The following is a 21,789-nucleotide window of genomic DNA, read 5'->3' as shown; positions in this document are numbered from 1 at the left end:
ATGGCCGGTGCAGTATCCAGACTGGGCGCCCGCCAGGCGTCCCCCTCTCCGTACGACGCCACCGGCGAATCGCCGTGGGTCCGCTATACGCTGATTGCCATCGCGGTGGTGTTCCTGGGGTTGTTCCTGTTCATCCCGCTGGCCTCGGTCTTTTATGAGGCGTTGAGGAAGGGCGTCGACACCTACCTGGTCGCGCTGACGGAGCCGGACGCCGTGTCGGCGATCCAGCTGACGCTGACCGTGGCGGCGATCTCCGTGCCGCTGAACGTGGTGTTCGGCGTGGCGGCCGCCTGGGCGATCGCCAAGTTCGACTTCCGCGGCAAGAACCTGCTGATCACGCTGATCGACCTGCCGTTCTCAGTTTCGCCGGTGATCTCGGGGCTGATCTATGTGCTGATGTTCGGTGCACAGGGCTGGTTCGGCCCGTGGCTGGAAGCGCACGACATCAAGATCATGTTCGCGGTGCCCGGCATCGTGCTGGCCACCATCTTCGTGACGTTTCCCTTCGTGGCGCGCGAGCTGATCCCGCTGATGCAGGCGCAGGGCAGCGAGGAGGAAGAGGCCGCCATCGTGCTGGGCGCCTCGGGGTGGCAGACGTTCCGTCACATCACGCTGCCCAACATCCGCTGGGGCCTGTTGTACGGGGTGATCCTGTGCAATGCGCGGGCGATGGGCGAATTCGGCGCGGTGTCGGTGGTCTCGGGCCACATCCGGGGTCTCACCAACACGATGCCGCTGCACGTCGAGATTCTCTACAACGAGTACAACTTCGCGGCCGCGTTCGCGGTGGCGTCCCTGCTGACGCTGCTGGCACTGGTCACGCTGGGCATCAAGACGCTGGTGGAGATTCGCGCCGGCAAGGAACACGACGAGGGCGCCATCGAGCGGCCCACGGCAACACTGCAAGGGCAGCCATCATGAGCATTCAGGTCAGGAACGTAGAGAAGCGCTTTGGCGACTTCGTGGCGCTGGACAACGTCTCGCTGGACTTCGACGAAGGCGAGCTCACCGCGCTGCTGGGGCCCTCGGGCTGCGGCAAGACCACGCTGCTGCGCATCATCGCCGGACTGGAGCGCGCCGACGCGGGCCAGGTGGTGCTGGGCGGGCAGGATGCGTCGGCGCAGCACGTGCGCCAGCGCAACGTGGGCTTCGTGTTCCAGCACTACGCGCTGTTCAAGCACATGAGCGTGTTCGAGAACGTGGCCTTCGGCCTGCGGGTGAAGCCGCGCGCCGAGCGTCCCTCCGAGGCGAAGATTCGCGAGAAGGTGAAGTCGCTGCTGGAGCTGGTGCAGCTGGACTGGCTGGCCGACCGCTATCCGACGCAGCTCTCGGGCGGCCAGCGGCAGCGGATCGCGCTGGCCCGCGCACTGGCCGTCGAGCCGCGCGTGCTGCTGCTCGACGAGCCGTTCGGCGCGCTGGACGCCAAGGTCCGCAAGGAACTGCGGCGCTGGCTGCGTCGTCTGCATGATGAGCTGCACGTGACCAGCGTCTTCGTGACGCACGACCAGGAAGAGGCGCTGGAAGTGGCCGATCAGGTCGTGCTGATGAACCACGGCACCGTGGAGCAGTTCGGCACGCCGGAGGCGGTCTACAACCATCCGGCCACGCCGTTCGTGTTCGGCTTCCTCGGCAACGTCAACCTGTTCCACGGCAGGCTGGAGGTGGGCGACAGCGGCGGCCTGCTGCACACGGGCGAGGCGGTGCTGCCCGTGGTGGGCAGCGGCCACGAGACCGCCGGCGACGCGGTGGCCTACGTCCGCCCGCACGACCTGGACCTGGAGCGCTACGCCCCGGGCACCGACGGCATCGCCGTGACGCTGCGCCGCGCGCTGACGCTGGGCCCCGTCGCCCAGCTGGAACTGGAACGCGAGGACAACCAGGACGTGATCGAGGTGGCGTTGCCGCTCGAGCGCTTCCGCCATGCGGGTTTCCGCGAGGGCGAACTGCTGGCGGTGCGCCCGCGGCAGCTGCGCGTCTTCACCCCCGGACGTACAAACGGCACGCCCGCCGCAAAATCACAAGGACCGGCACGATGAACTTCCAGCAACTGAGATCCATTCGCGAGGCGGTGCGCCGCCAGTTCAACCTGACGGAAGTCGCCAACGCCCTCTATACGTCGCAGCCGGGCGTCTCGCGCCAGATCCGCGAACTGGAAGAGGAACTCGGCGTCGAGATCTTCGAGCGCTATGGCAAGCGCCTGACTGGCCTGACGGAGCCTGGCCGCGAGATCGTGCGCATCGTCGAACGCCTGCTGCTGGAGGCCGAGAACCTGCGCCAGGCGGGAGACGAGTTCGCGGGCCGCCACACCGGCCGGCTGACCGTGGCCACCACCCACACGCAGGCGCGCTATGCCTTGCCGAAGGTGGTGCAGAGCTTCCGCCGCGAATATCCGCATGTGACGCTTGCGCTGCAAGAGGCGTCGCCGGCCCATATCGTGGAGTTGCTGCTGACCGGGCAGGCCGACATCGGCATCGCGACCGAGGCCGTGGCCAGCGAGGCCGGGCTGACCTCGTTCGAGGCCTATAGCTGGCAGCACGTGCTGGTGGTCTCGCCCGATCATCCGCTGACGCGGCTGCCCGAGCCGACGCTGGAAGACCTGGCCAACTTCCCGATCATTACCTACGACGCCGGCTTCACCGGCCGCCGCAAGATCGATGGCGCGTTTGCCGAAGCCGGGCTCCAGCCCGAGATCGTGCTGACGGCCATGGACGCCGACGTGATCAAGACCTATGCGGAGCTGGAACTGGGCGTGGGGATCATCGCCTCGATGGCCTACGATGCGCGCAAGGACGCGGGGCTGGTGCGGATCTCCGCCGACCACCTGTTCGAGCCCAACACGACCAGCGTGGCGGTGCGTCGCGGGGCCTACCTGCGCGGCTATGCCCACGCGTTCATCAACATGTTCGCGCCGCATCTGTCACGCGACACGGTGTCGTCGGCGCTGGTCGACGCCGCCAGCCGGCAGGCGCTGGCCGCCTGACCGGCGCCACGCGGGCGGCCGCCCGGGTTGTGGCTCGGGCGGCGGCTCAAGCCGTGCCTCAAACGACCGTTCGGTCCGGGCGCGCGTCGATGTGGACAGTCCGCGCTCCGGTCCGCCTGCCGCACCTCTCGCGCCGTGTGCCGTCATTTCGTCGCACGGCGCTTCCTTCCTCCGCGCGTCCGGCGTAAAGTCCCCTTCACGCAGTCGGCGAGTGCGTCCGAGCATTCCGGCGACGCGTATGCTGCAGTGCATCACAGATGTGCACGCGGACGAAGGCAAGACCACGAGGAGGGAGAAACCATGCGGCTACACCGTATTGGAAGGGGTTGGATTGTCCCCGCATTGCTGATCCAGCCGGCGCGCCCCCGTGCCGTGCAGACGCAACCGGTCCGCCCATGAAGCGCTGCCTCTCTACCGCGATCCCGTCGCGGATCAATATTCTTGGCCGTGACCTCTTGTTCGTGCTCTGCATGAACACGGTCATCGCGGTCAGTCTCAACTACGGATTCCAGACCGGCGGATCGCTGGGCCAGAACTTCCTCTACAGCCAGCTCATCGGCCTCTCCATCTGGTTCCTGATCGATGTGCCGCGCGTGCTGATCTGGTGGAATGATCGCCCGCGCCGGTGGCCATTCATGTGCCTGGCCGTGGTGGCCGTACCGCTGGGCGTGGTAGTGGGCAGCTGGTGCACCCGGGAACTGCTGAACTTGCCGGTGAAGTCGCAGGCCGAGACCGGCGACATGCTGCGCATGTGCCTGATCGTCGGCATGCTCGCGTCGGCGAGCATGATCTACTTCTACTGGTCGCGGGAAAAGCTGGCCTACCTCGAGCGCCAGGCCGCGCTGGATGCGCTGCAGCGGGAAGAAGCCGAGAAGCAACTGGTCCGCGCCCAGCTGATGGCCTTGCAGGCCCAGATCGAGCCGCACTTCCTGTTCAACTCGCTGGCCAACCTCGATGGCCTGATCGCCACCGACCCGCGTGCCGCCCGGAAACTGCTGCAGCGGCTGATCGGCTTCCTGCGCATGTCGCTGTCCCACACGCGTGCGGAGCACTGCACGCTGAAGCAGGAGTTCGAGTTGCTGCGCAGCTACCTGGAAATCCAGGGCATGCGGTTTGGCGCGCGGCTTGAATACGAAATCGACCTGCCGCCCGCGCTGGCGGAGGCCGAGATTCCGCCGATGCTGATCCAGCCGCTGGTGGAAAACGCGGTGACGCACGGCATCGAGCCGTGCATGCGCGGCGGCAAGATCATCCTGTCCGCGCGCGAACTCGGCGAAAACACGCTGCAGGTCAGCATCACCGATTCCGGCGTGGGCTTCTGCCAGGGCAACAGCAAGGGCTCCGGCCTGGGCCTGACCCACGTGCGCGAGCGGCTGGCGCGGATCTTTGGCGCGGCGGCGACGATGCAGATGGAAGAGAACACGCCGCGCGGCGTGGTAGTCCGACTGACGCTGCCGCTGGTGCGCCCGAACGATCCGACCATCGCGCCGGCGCGGCCGGTGCCCGAAGTGTCGCGCCCGACGCCTGCCGCGGTCACGCCGGCGATTTCACGCGGCTGATGGCCACCGGATCGAGTGCCTGAATCGAGTGCCTGAAATGTAGGCCCCGCGCATCGCTCGTCTGACGGCCTGACCTGAAGCGCGCACCTGAGGTCCACAGCGAGGCCCGCGGACAACGCCCGCAACCTGAATCCGATAACCTTCCGACCGACGCCCCTGATAGTCGCCCCCATGTCTCCGACCCTCTTGATCGCTGACGACGAGCTCCTGCTTGCCCGCGTGCTGGAATCCGAACTGACCAGTCTCTGGCCGGAGGCCGAGATCGTGGCCGTGGTGCACGACGGCGTGGCCGCGCTGGAGGCGGCACGCACGCACCAGCCCGATGTGGCCTTCCTCGACATCCGCATGCCAGGCATGAGCGGCATGGATGTGGCCCGCGAACTCATCGAGCTCGACAACCCGCCGCTGGTGGTCTTTGTCACGGCGTATGACCAGTTCGCGCTGGAGGCCTTCGAGCGGGCGGCGGTCGACTACGTGCTCAAGCCCGTGCAGCACGAACGTCTGGAAGCGACCGTCGGCCGGCTCAAGGCACGCATGGAAGCAAAGGCCGCCACGACGGAAGAGGGTGCCGAGCCGGGCATCGGCTCGATGCTCGACACCGACCGCCTCGCCCAGCTGCTGAACCGTCTGGAAGCACTGGAGCATCAGCAGCCTGCCCGTGCCGCCGGGCAGTACCTGCGCTTCATCAAGGCGCTGGTGGGCCAGGAAGTGCGGATCATCCCGGTGGACGAGGTGGTCTACCTGGAGGCCACGGACAAGTACGTCAACGTGGTGTCCACGAGCGGCGAAGCGCTGATCCGCACCAGCCTGCGCGAACTGACGCAGCAACTGGACCCCGATCGTTTCTGGCAGATCCATCGTGGCACGGTGGTCAACATCGACTGCGTGGCCAGCGCGGTCAATCAGTCGCTGGGCAGGCTGTCCCTGCGGCTGCGCAACCGGCCGGAATCGCTGCCGGTGGCGCGCCAGTACGCGCATCTCTTCAAGCAGATGTAGACGTCCCCGCCGGCATTGCGAACCGGCGGTTTTCCTCTAAGATGGCTGCCTCGTTTCCATCGTCTGATCCCATCTTGAGGAGCCATCCCATGAAGCCCGTCACTACCGATCTGTGCGACGCCAACGAACCGCGCCTGGCCGACGGTTCCCTGCGCGTGCTGACGCCGGGGTTCCGCCACTTCGGCAAGCGCGTCGCATTCGCCGGCCCGGCCGCCACGCTCAAGGTGTTCGAAGACAACTCGCTGGTGCGCACCTTGCTGGAGTCGCCGGGGCAGGGCCGCGTGCTGGTGGTCGACGGCGGAGGCTCGATGCGGTGCGCGCTGGTTGGCGGCCTGCTGGGCGAGCTGGCCGAGAAGAACGGATGGGCCGGCATCGTCGTCAACGGCTGCGTGCGCGATTCGGAAGAATTGAATGCCTGCGACGTGGGCATCCGCGCGCTTGGCGTGCATCCGCAGAAAAGCCAGAAGCGCAATATCGGCCAGCAGGACGTGTCGGTGCAGATGCCGGGCGCCGTGGTGCGGCCGGGCAACTGGATCTACGCCGATGCGGACGGCGTGCTGGTGTCCGACGACAAGCTGCCTGAGGCCTGAGCGATGCCACGCGTATTTGTCTACGGCACACTGCGCGCCGGCGAGGTGAACGATCTCAACCACGCCGCCGCGCGCCACGGCATCGCCGCGCCGGCGCTGGTCGGCACGGGGACGATCGCCGGCCGGCTCTATGACTTCGGGACCTATCCGGGACTGGTGCTCGACGCCGGGGCGGGGGACGTGATCGGGGACATCTATGACATCCCCGATGCCTTGCTGCCCGTGCTCGACGAGATCGAGGAGGTCTATCCGGGTCAGGCGACGCTATTCGTGCGGGAGACCCGGGCGGTCACCTGCAACGGCGCGCTGGTCGACTGCCTGCTTTACCCGGTGGCCGATGCGGCCGTCGCCGGGCTGCAACGCATTGACGGCGGCGACTGGGTTGCCTATCGGCACGCGCGCCAGTCGTCCGCCCGGACGCCGGCCTGATCTGTTCTACCTCGTCTGATCCTGTTTCAAACACCGCCGCGTGAATCGCGGCGGCGAGATCCGCGGCGCGACGTTCGCTCGCGCGGTGTGGCAGCCACGCGGCGCCTCATCCATTTCCCGTACACCGTTTCCAAGTCGCCCGAAAGGCACCGGAAGCCCTGGCATTGGCCGAGGCTCGCCGATGTCGCTCGCCGCTCCGCAGCCGATGGCGACAAATCCGTGCAGATTCGTCGACCATCCGGTAGGTGCCCCAGCCGCCAATCGCCGCGATGCGGTGCGTGTAGCGTCGGAGGCGGCCAAAATTTCACGATGCGGAAAGTCGTTTTGATCCGCAAAAATGCATGGGTGCGTGGCACAACGGCCATTTCTCATGATGAAAGATCACGTGCCGCATCGTGAAATTTTTTATGCAACGTATTGATTTGTAAAGGATAAAAAACTCAGTCAGGATGGCATTCGTTGCTTGTTGCGACGCGGGACAGTTCCCTACACTCTTATATAAGACACATGACCTGAGACGCCGGAAACACAGCGCCGCGGTCCCCGAAAGGGCGGTGTCACAAATTTCAAAGCCAATCGCCAATTGCTACCAGGAGAGTGAACATGACTTCGCGCCAACAACAAATCGATGCCCTCCAAAAGGACTGGGATACCAACCCGCGCTGGAAGGGTGTCGACCGTCACTACACCGCTGAAGACGTGGTGCGCCTGCGCGGTTCCATCCAGATCGAGCATACGATCGCTCGCCGCGGTGCTGAAAAGCTGTGGCACCTGTTGAACACCGAGCCGTTCGTCAACACGCTGGGCGCCCTGACCGGCAACCAGGCGATGCAACAGGTCAAGGCCGGCCTGAAGGCCATCTACCTGTCGGGCTGGCAAGTCGCTGGCGATGCCAACCTGGCCGGCGAAATGTACCCCGACCAGTCGCTGTACCCGGCCAACTCGGTGCCGATGGTCGTCAAGCGCATCAACAACACGTTCCAGCGCGCTGACCAGATCCAGTGGAGCGAAGGCAAGGGCGACACCGATTTCTTCGCGCCGATCGTGGCCGATGCGGAGGCTGGTTTCGGCGGCGTGCTGAACGCGTTCGAACTGATGAAGTCGATGATCGATGCGGGCGCCGCCGGCGTTCACTTCGAAGACCAGCTGGCCTCCGTGAAGAAGTGCGGCCACATGGGTGGCAAGGTGCTGGTGCCGACGCGTGAGGCGGTGGCCAAGCTGACCGCTGCCCGCCTGGCTGCCGACGTGTCGGGTGTGCCGACCCTGGTGATCGCCCGTACGGACGCCGAAGCCGCCGACCTGCTGACCTCGGACGTGGATGAGCGCGACCAGCCGTTCCTGACCGGCGAGCGCACGGTGGAAGGCTTCTACCGCACCAAGCCGGGTATCGAGCAGTCGATCGCCCGCGCGCTGGCCTACGCGGAAGTGGCAGACCTGGTGTGGTGCGAAACCGGCAAGCCGGATCTGGAATTCGCGAAGAAGTTCGCCGAAGCCGTGCACGCCAAGTTCCCGGGCAAGATGCTGGCCTACAACTGCTCGCCGTCGTTCAACTGGAAGAAGAACCTGGACGACGCCACGATCGCCAAGTTCCAGAAGGAACTGGGCGCGATGGGCTACAAGTTCCAGTTCATCACGCTGGCCGGCTTCCACTCGCTGAACTACTCGATGTTCAACCTGGCCTATGGCTACGCCCGCAACCAGATGAGCGCGTTCGTGGAACTGCAGGAAAACGAGTTCGCCGCTGCCGAAAAGGGCTTCACCGCCGTCAAGCACCAGCGCGAAGTCGGCACGGGTTACTTCGACGCCGTGACGCAGACCATCGAAGGCGGCCAGTCGTCGACGACCGCGCTGAAGGGCTCGACCGAAGACGAGCAATTCTTCGACAAGAAAGTGGCCTGACTCTCCGGGTACATATCTGGCGGCGCGTGACCATGACGCGCTGCCCCTTAGGCGCCGCGCCGTATTCTCTTCAGAACACGGCGCGGTTTTTTACTGGGAGAGATGCTGCCGGGAGCGTGAAACGAGGAATGTCTAGCGATAGACGATGACGGGAATATCCGTATGCGTGAGCACCTTCTGGGTCTCGCTGCCGAGCAGCAGGCCGGACAGGCCGCGCCGGCCGTGGGACGCCATGAAGATGACGTCGCATCCATGCCGCTCGGCGGCGTCGATGATGCCGAGGTAGGGCACGGCGAACGTGGTCATGTCGGCATCGAACGGCAGTCCGGCCGCCACGGCGGCGTTCTCGATCTCCTTCAGATAGAGCCGGGCCTGGTTCTCGATGCGGTCCTTGAAGGCCTGCGGCGCCTCCACGACGATCTCGCTGAAGGGCGTGTACGGATATTCCTCCAGACAGACGTAGGCGGTGACGCGTGCGTTGATCACCTTTGCCAGTTCCAGTCCACCGTCGATGGCTTTCTTGGACAGCTCCGAACCGTCAGTGGGCAGCAGGATGTGTTTGAACATACCGGACCTCCTTTCACGAGTGGACGGGGGCAGGCCGGAGAGCGCCTGTCTGAATTGATTGTAGTCAGGGTGCAGTGTCCGTCATTGCGAAATATCAACGCGTGCGGTGGACCACGGAACTTTGTCGGGCGGTATTACGCCATGGCTGCGGAGGCCTCGGCCGCCGCGCTCGTCGGGGCCTGTTCGGCGCGGCGCCAGTAGGCGGGGTTGCCGTAGGTGTTCTTCAGGTGATCGATGAACAGTCGCACGCGCAGTGGCAGGTGCTTGCGTTGCGGAAACACGGCGTGGATGCCGATGGGCGGCGCCTGGAAGTCATCGAGCACGGTCACCAGCCGGCCGCTCGCGATTTCCTGGCCGACCTCCCACCAGGATCGCCACGCCAGGCCATGGCCTTGCAGGCACCAGGCATGGAGCACGGCGCCGTCGGTGCATTCCATGGTGCCGCCGACCTTGACGGTGACGGGGCGGCCGTCCTGCTGGAATACCCAGCCGCGCTGGACGTTGGCGCTTGCGCCGAAGGCCAGGCAGTTGTGGCGCGCCAGGTCTTCCGGCAGCTTCGGCGTGCCGGCCCGTGCGAGGTATTCCGGTGACGCCACCACCACGCGGCGGTTTTCCGCCAGACGGATGGAGACCAGGCTGGAATCGGGCAGGTCGCCCAGGCGGATCGCGCAGTCGAAGCCCTCGTTGACGAGGTCGACGACGCGGTCGGAGAGATCGAGGGTGAGGGTGACGTCGGGATGGGATTCGATGAACAGCGGCACCACGGGTGCCACGTGCTTGCGGCCAAAGCCGGCCGGCGCGGTGATGCGAAGGTGCCCGCTGGCCTTGACGCCGCCGGCGGACACACTGGCCTCGGCGTTGTGGAGGTCGTTGAGGATGCGCTGGCAATCTTCGAGGAAGGCGGAACCCTCGAATGTGAGACTGATCTTGCGCGTGGTGCGCACCAGCAGTTTCACGCCGAGTCGTTCTTCCAGCGCATCAATGCGGCGCCCGATGATCGCTGGCGCCACCCCTTCGGCGGCCGCCGCGGCAGACAGGCTGCCACGTGATGCAACCGATACAAAAGTCTCCAATTGCTTGAAATGATCCACGAATGTTCGCCGGTTGGTACATGAGTCCTGGTCTGGTTGGGCAAGATTAGTGGGGCAAAAGTAAAAGATCAAGTGACTGACCGCGGCTTTGCCGCACTGCAACGACTGACTACAATCCGATGCATTCAACGGTGTACAAGCCTATTCAGTCCTTCCATGAACAAGATTCGCGCAGTCGTCTTCGATGCCTATGGCACGCTGTTCGACGTCTATTCGGTGACGGCGCGCGCGGAACAGCTGTTCCCGGGCAAGGGAGAGGCGCTCGCGCTGCTGTGGCGCGAACGACAGATCGACTACACGCGGTTGCGCACGATGGCCGCACCGGACGGCTCGCGCTACAAGCCGTTCTGGGCGCTGACCGTGGACGCGCTACGCTACGCGGCGGACCGGCTGGCGCTCAGCCTGGACGACACCACGGAATCGCAGCTGCTCAAGGAGTACGCGTGCCTGTCCGCGTTTCCGGAGAACCTCGGGGCGATCAAGCGCCTGCGCCGCGCGGGGCTGCCGTTGGGCATCCTGTCGAACGGCAACCCGGAGATGCTGGATATCTCGGTCAAGAGCGCCGGCATGCACGGGTTGTTCGATCACGTGCTGTCCGTCGATGCGGTGCGCCAGTACAAGACCGCGCCGGCCGCCTATGCGCTGGGGCCGCAGGCCTTCGACCTGCCCGCGGGCGACATCCTGTTCGTTTCCTCCAACGGCTGGGACGCGTGCGGCGCCACCTGGTATGGCTACACCACTTTCTGGATCAACCGTGCCGGCCATCCGGCGGAGCGCCTGGACGTGGCGCCCACCGGCACCGGGCACGACATGAACGACCTGCTCGCTTTCGTTGCCGCCTCCGGCGTAGCCGTCTGACGAGCCAGGCCATCCCTCAACACACCATCGCATACACAGGAGAAGACTGATGGCTATCACGCTGCCCGCGGGCATGAAGATTACCGGCGAAATCCTGCCGGCTTACGAAGACATCCTCACGCCGGAAGCCCTGGCCCTGGTCGACAAGCTGCACCGCGCCTTCGAGCCGCGCCGCCAGGAACTGCTGGCCGCGCGCGTGGAACGCGCCAAGCGCCTGGATGCCGGCGAAATCCCCGATTTCCTGCCGGAAACCAAATCCGTCCGCGAAGGCGACTGGAAGGTGGCCCCGGTGCCGAAGGCGCTGGAATGCCGTCGCGTGGAAATCACCGGTCCGGTCGAGGCCAAGATGGTGATCAACGCCTTCAACTCGGGCGCTGACAGCTACATGACGGACTTCGAGGATTCCAACACCCCGAACTGGCACAACCAGATGCAGGGTCAGGTGAACCTGAAGGCCGCCGTGCGCCGCACGCTGACGCTGGAATCCAAGGGCAAGGTCTACAAGCTCAACGACAAGATCGCCACGCTGCAGGTGCGTCCGCGCGGCTGGCACCTGGACGAGAAGCACGTCACGATCGACGGCAAGCGCATTTCGGGCGGCATCTTCGACTTCGCGCTGTTCCTGATCCATAACGCCAAGGAGCAGATCGCCCGTGGCGCCGGCCCGTTCTTCTACCTGCCGAAGATGGAAAGCCATCTGGAAGCGCGCCTGTGGAACGACGTCTTCGTGATGGCGCAGAAGGAGGTGGGCCTGCCGCAAGGCACGATCAAGGCCACGGTGCTGATCGAGACGATCCTGGCTGCGTTCGAAATGGAAGAAATCCTGTACGAACTGCGTGACCACAGCGCGGGCCTGAACGCCGGCCGCTGGGACTACATCTTCTCGTGCATCAAGAAGTTCAAGGTGGACAAGAACTTCTGCCTGGCCGACCGCGCCAAGGTCACCATGACGGCGCCGTTCATGCGCTCGTACGCGCTGCTGCTGCTGAAGACCTGCCACAAGCGCGGCGCGCCCGCGATCGGCGGCATGAGCGCGCTGATCCCGATCAAGAACGATCCGGAGAAGAACGCCATCGCCATGGAAGGCATCATCAGCGACAAGCGTCGCGACGCCACCGACGGCTACGACGGCGGCTGGGTGGCCCACCCGGGTCTGGTCGAACCGGCCATGAAGGAATTCGTCGCGGTGCTGGGCGACAAGCCCAACCAGTTCGAGAAGCAACGTCCGGACGTCAGCGTGAAGGGTGCCGATCTGCTGGACTTCAAGCCGGAAGCGCCGATCACCGAGCACGGCCTGCGCATGAACATCAACGTGGGCATCCATTACCTGGGCGCCTGGCTGGCCGGTAACGGTTGCGTGCCGATCCACAACCTGATGGAAGATGCCGCGACCGCCGAAATCTCGCGCTCGCAGGTGTGGCAGTGGATCCGCTCGCCGAAGGGCAAGCTGGAAGACGGCCGCAAGGTGACCGCCGAGCTGGTGCGCGCGCTGATTCCGGAAGAGCTGGCCAAGGTGAAGGCAGAGGTTGGTGGCGACACCAGCACCTACGACCGCGCCGCGCAGATCTTCGAGCAGATGTCGACGTCGGAAGATTTCGCCGAATTCCTGACGCTGCCGCTGTACGAGGAAGTCTGAGGCTGACCGGGCACCTTCCGGTGCCCGTCGCCAACGAGAAAACCCCATGGTTTGCGCCATGGGGTTTTTGTTTGTGCGAGCTGCCGGAGTGGGGCGCCGGTCCTATGGCCGCATTGCCGCGCCGTAGCCTTCTCCCTTCCATTCGATAAAGCAAAGCCCGTGGCCAAAGGGATCGGACAGCCTGGCCTGGCGCCCCCAGTCGAAGTCCTGCGGCCAGTCCTCGATCTCGGCGCCGGCCCGCATCGCCCGGTCGATCGCCGCTTCCAGGTTCTCGACGACGAAATCCAGGTGCACCGGCGTCCAGTGCCGGGCATAGTCGCGCCGCGCGTCGGCCCGGGCCGTGGCCACCGTGCCGGGCGCCTTGGCCAGCAGGTAGATCGGCGCGCAGGCGCCATGCATTTCCGCCACCGTGCCGTCAAACAGCCGGCGGCCCAGCCGTAGTCCAAGTCCTGCTTCGTAGAAGCCGATGCCGTGTTCGAGGTCATCGACGTCGATATTGATCAGCAACTCCATGCGAGCCTCCTGAGCGTTGTCCGGTGAGGGACAGGCGAGGCCGCCGCTCCTGACGGCTCCTGACGCAACTGAAACACCGGGCAGGCATTGTGCGCCGAGGCTCCTGACAAGAGCTGTCAGGAGTGATGCGATGCGCCTGTTGTGCCTGCCTCTGTCAGCAGGCTGGCGACCACCGGCGCCAGCGCGTCGCCCAGTGCCAGATGGGCTTCGGCGTCGAGGTGCACGCCGTCGACGTCGCTCGAGCGGATCACCGTGCCGGCATCGAACCGCGCACAGCCCAGGGTGTTGCAGACCTCGGCATAGGCGGCTTCCAGCCCCACGCACTTGTCCGCGCCACCCGCAAACTTCGGCGCCATGCACGGATCGACATCCGGGCCGCTGACCACGCGGATCGGGGGCGGCGTCACTACGAGCACCTGCGGCACTGGCATCCCGGGCTCGATGGGCGCGGCGCGGATCGCCTGCACCAGCGTGGCGATGCCCTGCGCCGCGTGCCAGGCGTTGTGCGGATGCATCGACTGGAAATCGTTGCTGCCCAGCATCAGGATCACCAGTGCCAGCGGCGAATGCATCTCGATGCGCTGCGCCAGTCCATCCAGCCCGCGCCGGCCGGGTTTGAAGGGATCGTCCCAGACCGTGCGGCGGCCGTTCAGGCAGTCCTCCAGGATCCGTACCGGCGGCCGGCCAGCATTGGCCGGGGCGCCGCGGGCGGCATTCAGGCGGTGCTCGAGCCGGCCCGGCCAGCGTGTGGGGAAGGGGAGTCGACGGCGTGTCCCGGGGACGATGCCCCACGACAAGGAATCGGCGTAGACCAGCACCTGCACAGGGTCATCGATCGGCTGCATGGCGAGTATGAGAGCTATCTGAAAAAGCCCGGCGGGGCCAGCGCGTCGCGCGTGCGAGCCCCCATAATACGGATATTTACGAGACTGGAGATTCAAGTTGCGTTTCGAACACCTGGTGGAAATCAATGACCCAGGCAACCCCGCACTGGAGCCCCTCACGCCGGAGCAACTCTGGCAGGGGCTGGTGCTGCGCGCCGAATCGCCCGAGCTGTTCGTCCTGGGGCTGGATAGCGCGGAGATCGTCAATCGGGGCGATGGCTGGGTCGAGCGTGTGCTCCATTTCGGGCCGGCCAGCGTGCGGGATCGCGTGGTCTTCGAGCCGCGCCACGCGGTGCGCTATGAAACGGCCGCCACGCACGAGCACGCCGGCGGCACGCTGTCGATGATCATCGAGACGCCCACGCCCGTGGCGCTGCTGGTGCGTTTTATCTACGAGACCACGATGCCGTCCGTGGATGACAGCGGGGACGACCGCTACGCGGAGATCGTCAAGTCCGCCTATCACGAGGCCGACCTCGATACGGTGCGGAAGATCCGGGAAATCGCACATACCGGACGGCTGGGGTGAGCCGCGAATCCACTGCGCCGGCACGTATCGGCGGCGGGGATGCCAACGGAGGAGACAGCGCCAGCCACGCGGCCGGGAATGTGCCCGACGCCGCGGCGGCGTCACCTGAGACTGCGGCGGCGGCACCTGTGAACGCGGTGGCGGCAGGGCCGGGGACTCCCGCGACACCGCGAGGTCCCACCCGCGCCGAGCTGCGCGCGCGTTACGGCGACCGCCTGCGCTGGCTGATCCTGGTCGCGCTGATGCTTGGCACGATGTCGTCCATCGTGTCGTCCACCATCGTCAACGTGGCGATTCCGGACCTCAGCCGGCATTTCAGCCTGGGCCAGGAGCGCGCGCAATGGGTCGCGGCCAGCTTCATGATCGCCATGACGTTGTCGATGCTGCTGACGCCGTGGCTGCTCAACCGCTACGGACTGCGCAGGACCTTTGTCGGCGCGCTGGTGCTGCTGGGCGGCGGCGGGCTGTTCGGCGGGTTCTCGCCAACCTTCGGCGTGATGCTGGCCATGCGCGTGGCCGAGGGCGTGGCCGCGGGCATCATGCAGCCCCTGCCAAGTATCTTCATCCTGCGCGTGTTCGAGGAGCACGAGCAGGGCAAGGCGCTGTCGCTGTTCGGGTTCGGGGTGGTGCTGGCGCCGGCCATCGGGCCCAGCCTCGGCGGCTTCCTGGTGGAGACCTTCGGCTGGCGGTCGATCTTCTTCGTGGTGGTGCCGCTGACGCTGATCGGCCTGTGGATGGCGCGCCGTTACATGGCGGTGGATTCCGCGATGATGGGCGAGCGCAAGCCGCTGGACTGGCGCGGCCTGATGCTGGCCGGCGTGGCAACGGTCAGCCTGCTCAACGGACTCGTCGAGATGCGCAACAGCGTGCCGGCCGGGCTGGCGCTGGCCGGGTTTGGCGTGGCGGTGCTGGCGGGATTCGTCGCCTGGCAACTGCGCGCGCCGCACCCGCTGATGAACATGCGCCTCTACAGCTACCGGCAGTTCTCCGCCGGGGCGATCGTTGCCTTTATCTATGGCGCGGGATTGTTCGGGTCCACCTACCTGCTGCCGGTCTACATGCAGATGGCGCTGGCCTATACGCCGTCGCGCGCCGGCATCGTGCTGATGCCGGCCGGGATCGTGCTGGCGCTGACGATCGCCGTGGCGGGCCGCCTGACCGATCGCGTCCTGCCGCACCGCCAAGTCTCGTTCGGACTGGCCTTGCTGGCCGCTTCATTCCTGCTGATGGCGACGGGATCGGCGGGCACGCCGTACCTGCTGCTGGTGCTGTTCGCGGTGATCGGACGGATCGGGTTGGGGTGCATCCTGCCATCGCTGACGCTTGGGTCGATGCGTGGCGTGGACTTCTCGCTGATCGCGCAGGGCTCAAGCTGCATCAACTTCCTGCGTCAGCTGGGCGGGGCGATTGGTGTCAGCCTCGCCGGCGTCGGGCTGCAATGGCGGCTGGCGGAGCACGGCACGGTGCTGGGGCAGGGTGGCGACGCCGCCGCGCAGGCAGCGCGGATTCACGCGTTCGACGAGACGTTCCTGGCGGTGGGTGTGGTGATTGCCACCGCGATCCTCGCGGCCTGGCGGATCCGCCCGAAGCCGGCGCCGGAGGGTTGACCTCGCGGCTGGCCGGCTGCCGGGCGGGCGGGGCTTCGCGACGGGTGCTGCCTAGCTGGCGGTGCCAGCGAGCAGTTCGCCGACGAGCTCGATGTACTTCTGTTTGGCCTCGTCCTGGCTGGTGCCCTTGAGTGCTTCCCAGGCCTCGAACTTGTAGCGGCCGACAAAATCGGTCATGCCCGGCTTGTCGCCGTGGGCATCGCCCTCGGCACCCTGCTTGTACAGCGCGTACAGACGCAGCAGGGTCATGTTGTTGGGGCGCTCGGACAAGGTCTTGACGTCGAGTTGGGCCTGGTCGAAACGGGCCTGCAGGTCGCTCATGGTGTCTCCAGTGTGGCAAAGGGCAAGTCAGGTGGCGATGATAGCCGCCGGCATTGCCCGTTTGCGCCGGAAAAAACCGAAGAAGCCTTCGGTCGAAGCCGCCAGATGGGGTCGCTCCGGGCAGCACACCAATTCAGCTTTGCCCCGCCACCGGATACAATCGCGCCATGTCCTGGATTCTTGCTGTCGAGACCTCCACAGAGTGGTGTTCCGTCGCACTCGGGCGCGCCGCCGATCACGGCGCCGTCGAGTGTTTCTCCCGTCATGAGCATACTGGCGCGCGCTCGTCGGCGCGCGTGCTGCCGGCCGTCGCCGAAGTGCTGGCCGAGGCCGGCATCCGCCTGGCGGATTGTGCCGCCATCGCATTCGGCGCGGGCCCGGGGTCGTTTACCGGCCTGCGTACCGCGTGCGGCGTGGCGCAGGGGCTGGCCTTCGGCGCCAGCCTGCCCGTGATTCCCGTCAATGTGCTGATGGCCTGTGCCGAAAGCGCCGCCTCCGGCGAGCCGCCGCTGCCCGCGGGCACACGTGTGCTGGTCGCGCTCGACGCGCGCATGGACGAGGCCTATGTCGCCACGTTCCGTCGGGACCCGGCGGCCGGCGAATGGGTGATGGAAGGCCCGATGCAGGTCAGCGCGCCCGAATCCGTGGCGCGTCCCGAGGGGGATTTCTGGCTGGCCGGCAACGCGGCCACGGTGTTCGGCGACCGCCTGTCCGTCGCGGCGCAAGCCAGCCGCGTGATGCCCGATGCCATGCCGGACGCGCGTGCGCTGGTCGCGATCGGCCTGCGTGCGCTGTCGCGTGGCGAGGCCATCGATGCCGCACACGCCATGCCGATCTACGTGCGCGACAAGGTTGCGCAGACCATCGTCGAACGCGAAGCCATCGCCGCGGCCAAGGCTGCCGCGCTGGCCAGCGGAGGAGGCCCGGCGTGAGCGCCGCACCGGAGATCTTTCCGGACGATCGCCCCTGGCCAGAGGTGCCGGCGATGCCCGCGCTTCCGGACCGCTGGACGCTTGGCCGCATGAGCGCGCTGGACCTGCACGCCGTGGCCGAGATCGAACATCGTGCCTACAGCCATCCGTGGACGCGCGGCAATTTTGAGAATTCGCTCAAGGCCGGCCACTTTGGGCTGACGCTGCGCGACCCCGCGAACGATCTGGTCGGCTACGCCGTGCTGATGCCGGTGGTCGACGAAATGCACCTGCTCAATATCACCGTGGATCCGCGCCGGCAACGGCAGGGCCACGGCCGGCTGTTGCTGGCCATCGCGCTGGCCACCGCGCATGACCACAACCTGAACACGATGCTGCTGGAAGTCCGTCCGTCCAATATCGGCGCGCTGGTGCTGTATCAGCAGGCGGGTTTCATCGAGATCGGCCGGCGCAAGGGTTACTATCCGGGGCCCGCCAACGGGCGAGAGGATGCGCTGGTGCTGCGCCGCGCATGGCCAGCTGACAAGGAGTCCGCATGAACCGCCGCAGCCAGTTCCTGGAAGTGCTCGGGATCCCGACCGAATGGGTGCCGCGCCGCATGCCGGACCCAGCCGGGGTGCCGGAAGCGGTCGACGTTGCCGCTGCCGAAGCGCAGTGGGAGGCGATGGCGCAGGCGACTGTCGACGCGCCCGTCGGGGCGGTCAAGGTGGCCGGGGTGGTCGAGACGGCTGAAGCCTTCGATGCCGACTCTCTCGCGGATGCGGCGGAGGCAGCGGATGCGGTCGCCATGGTCGAGGCATTTGCGCCTGTGGAGCAGGAAGCCCGGCCGGCGTCACGCGAGGTTTCCCAACCGCCATCCGATTCTCCATCCGATTTTCAATCCGACACATCGCCGCTGCGCAAGGCGCCGCATCCGGATCAGGACGCCCGCCACGCTGCCATTGCCGCCATGGACTGGCCGGCGCTGGAATCGAGCGTCGCCGGATGCACGGCCTGTGGCCTCTGCACGACGCGCACCCAGACGGTCTTCGGCGTTGGCGATGCGCAAGCCGAGTGGATGCTTGTCGGCGAGGCGCCGGGCGAGAACGAAGACCTGCAGGGCGAGCCGTTCGTCGGCCAGGCTGGCAAGCTGCTGGACAACATGCTCGGCGCGCTGGGGCTGGCGCGCGGGCGCAACGTCTTTATCGCCAATGTTCTCAAGTGCCGGCCACCTGGCAATCGCAATCCCGAGCCGGACGAGGTGGCGCAGTGCGAACCCTACCTGCGCCGGCAGATCGCGCTGATCAAGCCGAAGGTGATCGTGGTGCTCGGGCGTTTCGCGGCGCAGTCGCTGCTGCGGTCGACCACGCCGATCGGCAAGCTGCGCGGGACCGTCCATGCGTACGAGGGCATCCCGGTGGTGGTGACCTACCATCCGGCCTACCTGCTGCGAACGCTGACCGACAAGGCACGCGCCTGGGAAGATCTTTGCCTGGCGCGCGAGGTACACGACCGTGCGGGAGCTCAAGCCTGACCCCGCGCAAGCCATCCGTCCGGGCGGGCCGGTCCTGACCGGCGCCGACGGGCAGGCGGCGCCGTGGTGCCGCGCCGCCTCGCAACGCGCGCGCGACCTCGCGTGGTGCTCGCTGTCCCCGCCGCTGTTATCTCGCCTTCCCGATGAATATGGCACCGCCGCCGGGCTGGCGCAGTGGCCGGCCGGCACGCGCGCGGCATGGCAGCGTTGGCTGGAGACGGCCGATCCCGCCACGCTGCCCGAAACCATCGCCGAACTGAGCGGCCACCCCGACCCCACCGGCAGCCGCAGCCTGCGGCTGGGCCGCCATGCCGAGCGGCTGCTGCACTTTGCCCTGCAACGGGCGGAGGGGATCGAGCTGCTGGCCGCCAATGTCCCGATCCGGCGGGCGAACGGCCACGGCATCCAGACCCTGGGCGAACTCGATGTGATCTGGCGCGATCCGGCCAGGGGCCAGATTGTCCACTGGGAGATGGCCGCCAAGTTCTACCTGATGGTCGATCCCCAAAGCGAGCAGTCTGGGGCCCCCGACCGGCGCGCCTTCGTCGGACCGAACCTGGTGGACCGGCTGGGCGACAAGCTCGAGCACATCGTGCGCCGGCAGCTTCCGCTTGGCCGCACGGACGAGGCGCGCGCCGTGCTGGGCCACGCGATCGATCGCAGCGAGGTCTACCTGCTGGGCTGGCTGTTCTATCGCGATGGCCGGTTGCCGGCGGGCCTGGATACGCTGGGCATCGCCCCCGACCATCTGCATGGCTGGTGGTCGACGCTCGATGACTGGGCGGCGCGCAGCGCGCATCTGGCCGATCCGGGGGCCGTGCGCTGGTGCCGCCTGCCGCGTGCCAACTGGCTGTCCGGGGCGCGCGTTGCGGAGGCCGACACCGAGACCGCGGAATCGCTGCAGGCCACCCTGGCGCAGCGTTTTGCCGATCCGCACCAGGCCCATAGCTGGCGCCGCGAGGCCCCGGTCATGCTGTGCGAACTCGAGCCGGCCGGGCCCGCATATCCCGGCATCTGGCAGGAACGCTCACGCGGCTTCGTGGTGCCGCAGGGGTGGGAAGACCGCGCGAGAGAGCGGGCACGGGTGCCCTGAACGTCCCGGATTCCGAATACAGCAATCAGAAGCAGATAGACAGCAGAAAGGCCACCCGAGGGTGGCCTTTGCCTTTGCCTTGGACGGTGCGGTCCGGTGTGGTCCGCAGCAGTCCGATTTGCTCCAGAAGGTGCTCCAGAAGGCAGCGTGGCCCGTGGCCGGCCGCCGTCGACATCCCTCAGTGGTGCTTGTCCTCGCCGATCATGGCCAGCGAGTTGTACATCTTCACATTGTGCTTGTGCAGGCGCATCACCAGCAGCATCGTGACGGCGATGAACAGCCCGAGCGCGACGATCACGAAACCGATCGGCGCATTCAGCTTGATCAGCAGCGCGTACAGGCACAGCATCAGCAGCACCGACACGTTCTCGTTGAAGTTCTGCACGGCGATCGAATGGCCGGCGGAAAGCAGCACATGCCCACGGTGCTGGAGCAGGGCGTTCATCGGCACCACGAAGTAGCCTGACATGGCGCCCACGATCATCAGGAACACATAGGCGATGGCCATGTACAGCGGCATGTGCATGCCCAGCAGATCCAGCGTCACGGCAGGCATGGCGTCCTTGGTATAGAACGCCATGAGCATCACGGTCACGCCCATCGCCACGCCGAACGGCAGCACGGACAACGAGCGGCGCAGCGGAATCCGGGCGGCGGCCATGATGGCGCCTACGGCCACGCCCACGGCCACCACGGCTTGCAACAACGCGCCCTGCGAGAGGTTCAGGCCAAGTGATTTTTCCGCCCACTTCAGCACGATGAACTGCAGGGTGGCGCCGACGCCCCAGAAGAGGGTGGTCACGGCCAGCGAGATCTGGCCCAGCTTGTCGCGCCACAGGGCGATGAAGCAGTCGCCGAATTCGGCAATCAGCTTGATGGGGTTCTTTTCCTGCTGGGGATAGCGTGCGCCGGTGTCCGGGATGAACAGGTTGAAGACGGAAGCGATCACGTAGCAGATCATGATCACGACCATCGCGGCCTCGGCCGGGGTGTTGATGCCGGTGTCGACGTAGGGGATGTCGAAGCGCAGCAGGATCTCGGAGATGTGCACGGAGATCAGTGCGCCGCCGACCACCGTGCCCAGGATGATCGAACCGACGGTGAGCCCTTCGATCCACCCGTTGGCCATCACCAGTTTCTCGGGGGGCAGCAGTTCGGTCAGGATGCCGTACTTGGCCGGCGAGTAGGCCGCCGCGCCAAATCCCACCACGCCGTAGGCCAGCAGGGGGTGCAGCCCGAACATCATGATGGCGCAGCCAACGATCTTGATGGCGTTGGTGATCAGCATGACCTTGCCCTTGGGCATCGAGTCCGCGAAGGCGCCCACGAAGGCCGCCAGCACCACGTACGACAGCACGAAGAACAGCTTGAGCAGCGGCGTCATCCACTGCGGGGAATGCAACTCGGTAAGAAGGGCGATGGCTGCGATGAGCAGCGCATTGTCGGCCAGCGACGAAAAAAACTGCGCGGCCATGATGGTATAGAAACCCTTCTTCATACTGTCGACTTTGTCTCCATCGCGGACGCCCGACACGGCGGGCAGGGGCGCGCCGGCCGGCAGCATCGCGGCTTGCAGGGAACCTGGCGCGACGGCCTTGTCAAAGTGGGGCGGTTGCGCGACTTTCGCGCGCCTTTCGGCTTGCCTGACCGTCATTGACATATTGCTTCACTTTTAAAACATGGCCGGAGCGTCCGGCTTTATATCACGAAACAGCGACATTTCAGCACACCGGCGGACGGGCTGTTCGACAGTCCGCGTCCCGGGGGATTCCCGGAACCCGTACCCGGATGT

Annotated in this window: 22 protein-coding genes; 16 read left to right on the top strand and 6 right to left on the bottom strand. The window is 66.3% G+C overall.

Annotated elements, in window-relative coordinates; all coding sequences use genetic code 11:
- The 8 genes from cysW (at position 1) to aceA (ending at position 8,453) form a co-directional block, all read left to right on the top strand.
- On the top strand, positions 1-921 hold the full coding sequence (gene cysW, locus BLR29_RS01565) for a sulfate ABC transporter permease subunit CysW (RefSeq protein WP_092134098.1): 921 nt from the start codon (positions 1-3) through the stop codon (positions 919-921).
- The gene (locus BLR29_RS01560) at positions 918-2,036 is read left to right on the top strand and encodes a sulfate/molybdate ABC transporter ATP-binding protein (protein WP_092134096.1); all 1,119 of its coding nucleotides are present in this window, start codon (positions 918-920) and stop codon (positions 2,034-2,036) included. The genes cysW and BLR29_RS01560 overlap by 4 nt, the downstream gene beginning before the upstream one ends.
- The gene (locus BLR29_RS01555) at positions 2,033-2,980 is read left to right on the top strand and encodes a CysB family HTH-type transcriptional regulator (protein WP_092134094.1); all 948 of its coding nucleotides are present in this window, start codon (positions 2,033-2,035) and stop codon (positions 2,978-2,980) included. The genes BLR29_RS01560 and BLR29_RS01555 overlap by 4 nt, the downstream gene beginning before the upstream one ends.
- Before the next feature lie 395 nt (positions 2,981-3,375).
- Entirely contained in the window at positions 3,376-4,539 is a 1,164-nt protein-coding gene (locus BLR29_RS01550; RefSeq protein WP_092134092.1) for a sensor histidine kinase, read from the top strand.
- A gap of 171 nt (positions 4,540-4,710) precedes the next feature.
- Complete coding sequence (locus BLR29_RS01545) at positions 4,711-5,535, top strand: LytR/AlgR family response regulator transcription factor (protein WP_092134090.1); 825 nt, start codon at positions 4,711-4,713, stop codon at positions 5,533-5,535.
- Between the two features lie 89 nt (positions 5,536-5,624).
- Positions 5,625-6,125 carry a ribonuclease E activity regulator RraA gene (rraA, locus tag BLR29_RS01540; protein ID WP_092134088.1) on the top strand — a complete coding sequence of 167 codons (501 nt, stop codon included), beginning with the start codon at positions 5,625-5,627 and terminating at the stop codon, positions 6,123-6,125.
- Positions 6,126-6,128: 3 nt separating this feature from the next.
- Entirely contained in the window at positions 6,129-6,554 is a 426-nt protein-coding gene (locus BLR29_RS01535) for a gamma-glutamylcyclotransferase family protein (protein WP_092134086.1), read from the top strand.
- Between the two features lie 603 nt (positions 6,555-7,157).
- Entirely contained in the window at positions 7,158-8,453 is a 1,296-nt protein-coding gene (gene aceA, locus BLR29_RS01530; protein ID WP_092134084.1) for an isocitrate lyase, read from the top strand.
- Positions 8,454-8,585: 132 nt separating this feature from the next.
- Here the strand turns inward: aceA and BLR29_RS01525 are convergent, their stop codons facing one another.
- Entirely contained in the window at positions 8,586-9,020 is a 435-nt protein-coding gene (locus tag BLR29_RS01525; RefSeq protein ID WP_092134082.1) for a universal stress protein, read from the bottom strand.
- Between the two features lie 134 nt (positions 9,021-9,154).
- Entirely contained in the window at positions 9,155-10,183 is a 1,029-nt protein-coding gene (locus tag BLR29_RS01520) for a LysR family transcriptional regulator (RefSeq protein WP_369804544.1), read from the bottom strand.
- An 84-nt stretch (positions 10,184-10,267) separates the two neighbouring features.
- Here BLR29_RS01520 and BLR29_RS01515 point away from each other — a divergent pair, with 84 nt between their 5' ends.
- Positions 10,268-10,969, top strand: a complete 702-nt coding sequence (locus BLR29_RS01515) for a haloacid dehalogenase type II (RefSeq protein ID WP_092134078.1) — start codon at positions 10,268-10,270, stop codon at positions 10,967-10,969.
- Between the two features lie 49 nt (positions 10,970-11,018).
- Positions 11,019-12,605, top strand: a complete 1,587-nt coding sequence (aceB, locus tag BLR29_RS01510) for a malate synthase A (RefSeq protein ID WP_092134076.1) — start codon at positions 11,019-11,021, stop codon at positions 12,603-12,605.
- A 102-nt stretch (positions 12,606-12,707) separates the two neighbouring features.
- Here aceB and BLR29_RS01505 read toward each other — a convergent pair whose 3' ends face one another.
- On the bottom strand, positions 12,708-13,118 hold the full coding sequence (locus tag BLR29_RS01505) for a VOC family protein (protein WP_092134074.1): 411 nt from the start codon (positions 13,116-13,118) through the stop codon (positions 12,708-12,710).
- 116 nt (positions 13,119-13,234) lie between these two features.
- Entirely contained in the window at positions 13,235-13,963 is a 729-nt protein-coding gene (locus BLR29_RS01500; RefSeq protein WP_092134072.1) for an SGNH/GDSL hydrolase family protein, read from the bottom strand.
- Positions 13,964-14,060: 97 nt separating this feature from the next.
- Between BLR29_RS01500 and BLR29_RS01495 the strand changes: the two genes are divergently transcribed.
- Entirely contained in the window at positions 14,061-14,531 is a 471-nt protein-coding gene (locus BLR29_RS01495) for an SRPBCC family protein (RefSeq protein ID WP_092134070.1), read from the top strand.
- A 137-nt stretch (positions 14,532-14,668) separates the two neighbouring features.
- Positions 14,669-16,138 (top strand): DHA2 family efflux MFS transporter permease subunit, encoded by a 1,470-nt coding sequence (locus BLR29_RS01490; protein ID WP_255371099.1) that lies wholly within the window; start codon positions 14,669-14,671, stop codon positions 16,136-16,138.
- Positions 16,139-16,189: 51 nt separating this feature from the next.
- Here BLR29_RS01490 and BLR29_RS01485 read toward each other — a convergent pair whose 3' ends face one another.
- Positions 16,190-16,459, bottom strand: a complete 270-nt coding sequence (locus tag BLR29_RS01485) for an acyl-CoA-binding protein (protein ID WP_092134066.1) — start codon at positions 16,457-16,459, stop codon at positions 16,190-16,192.
- Positions 16,460-16,626: 167 nt separating this feature from the next.
- On the opposite strand from BLR29_RS01485, the gene tsaB reads away from it, so the two are divergent.
- The 4 genes from tsaB to BLR29_RS01465 are packed head-to-tail and all read left to right on the top strand — an operon-like array spanning position 16,627 to position 19,997.
- On the top strand, positions 16,627-17,391 hold the full coding sequence (gene tsaB, locus BLR29_RS01480) for a tRNA (adenosine(37)-N6)-threonylcarbamoyltransferase complex dimerization subunit type 1 TsaB (RefSeq protein ID WP_092134064.1): 765 nt from the start codon (positions 16,627-16,629) through the stop codon (positions 17,389-17,391).
- A gap of 53 nt (positions 17,392-17,444) precedes the next feature.
- Positions 17,445-17,930, top strand: a complete 486-nt coding sequence (gene rimI, locus BLR29_RS01475; RefSeq protein ID WP_092135365.1) for a ribosomal protein S18-alanine N-acetyltransferase — start codon at positions 17,445-17,447, stop codon at positions 17,928-17,930.
- The gene (locus BLR29_RS01470) at positions 17,927-18,904 is read left to right on the top strand and encodes a uracil-DNA glycosylase (RefSeq protein ID WP_092134062.1); all 978 of its coding nucleotides are present in this window, start codon (positions 17,927-17,929) and stop codon (positions 18,902-18,904) included. The genes rimI and BLR29_RS01470 overlap by 4 nt, the downstream gene beginning before the upstream one ends.
- Complete coding sequence (locus BLR29_RS01465; protein WP_092134060.1) at positions 18,885-19,997, top strand: DUF1853 family protein; 1,113 nt, start codon at positions 18,885-18,887, stop codon at positions 19,995-19,997. The genes BLR29_RS01470 and BLR29_RS01465 overlap by 20 nt, the downstream gene beginning before the upstream one ends.
- 178 nt (positions 19,998-20,175) lie before the next feature.
- On the opposite strand, the gene lplT is transcribed toward BLR29_RS01465, so the two are convergent.
- Positions 20,176-21,495: a lysophospholipid transporter LplT gene (gene lplT, locus BLR29_RS01460; protein ID WP_092135364.1), complete on the bottom strand. Its 1,320-nt coding sequence runs from the start codon at positions 21,493-21,495 to the stop codon at positions 20,176-20,178.
- Positions 21,496-21,789: the final 294 nt, after the last annotated feature.

The sequence above is a fragment of the Cupriavidus sp. YR651 genome (genome assembly GCF_900101625.1).
Taxonomy (GTDB): Bacteria; Pseudomonadota; Gammaproteobacteria; order Burkholderiales; family Burkholderiaceae; genus Cupriavidus.
Note: the sequence above shows the minus strand (reverse complement) of the source record. Positions and strands in the feature narration are given on the sequence as shown.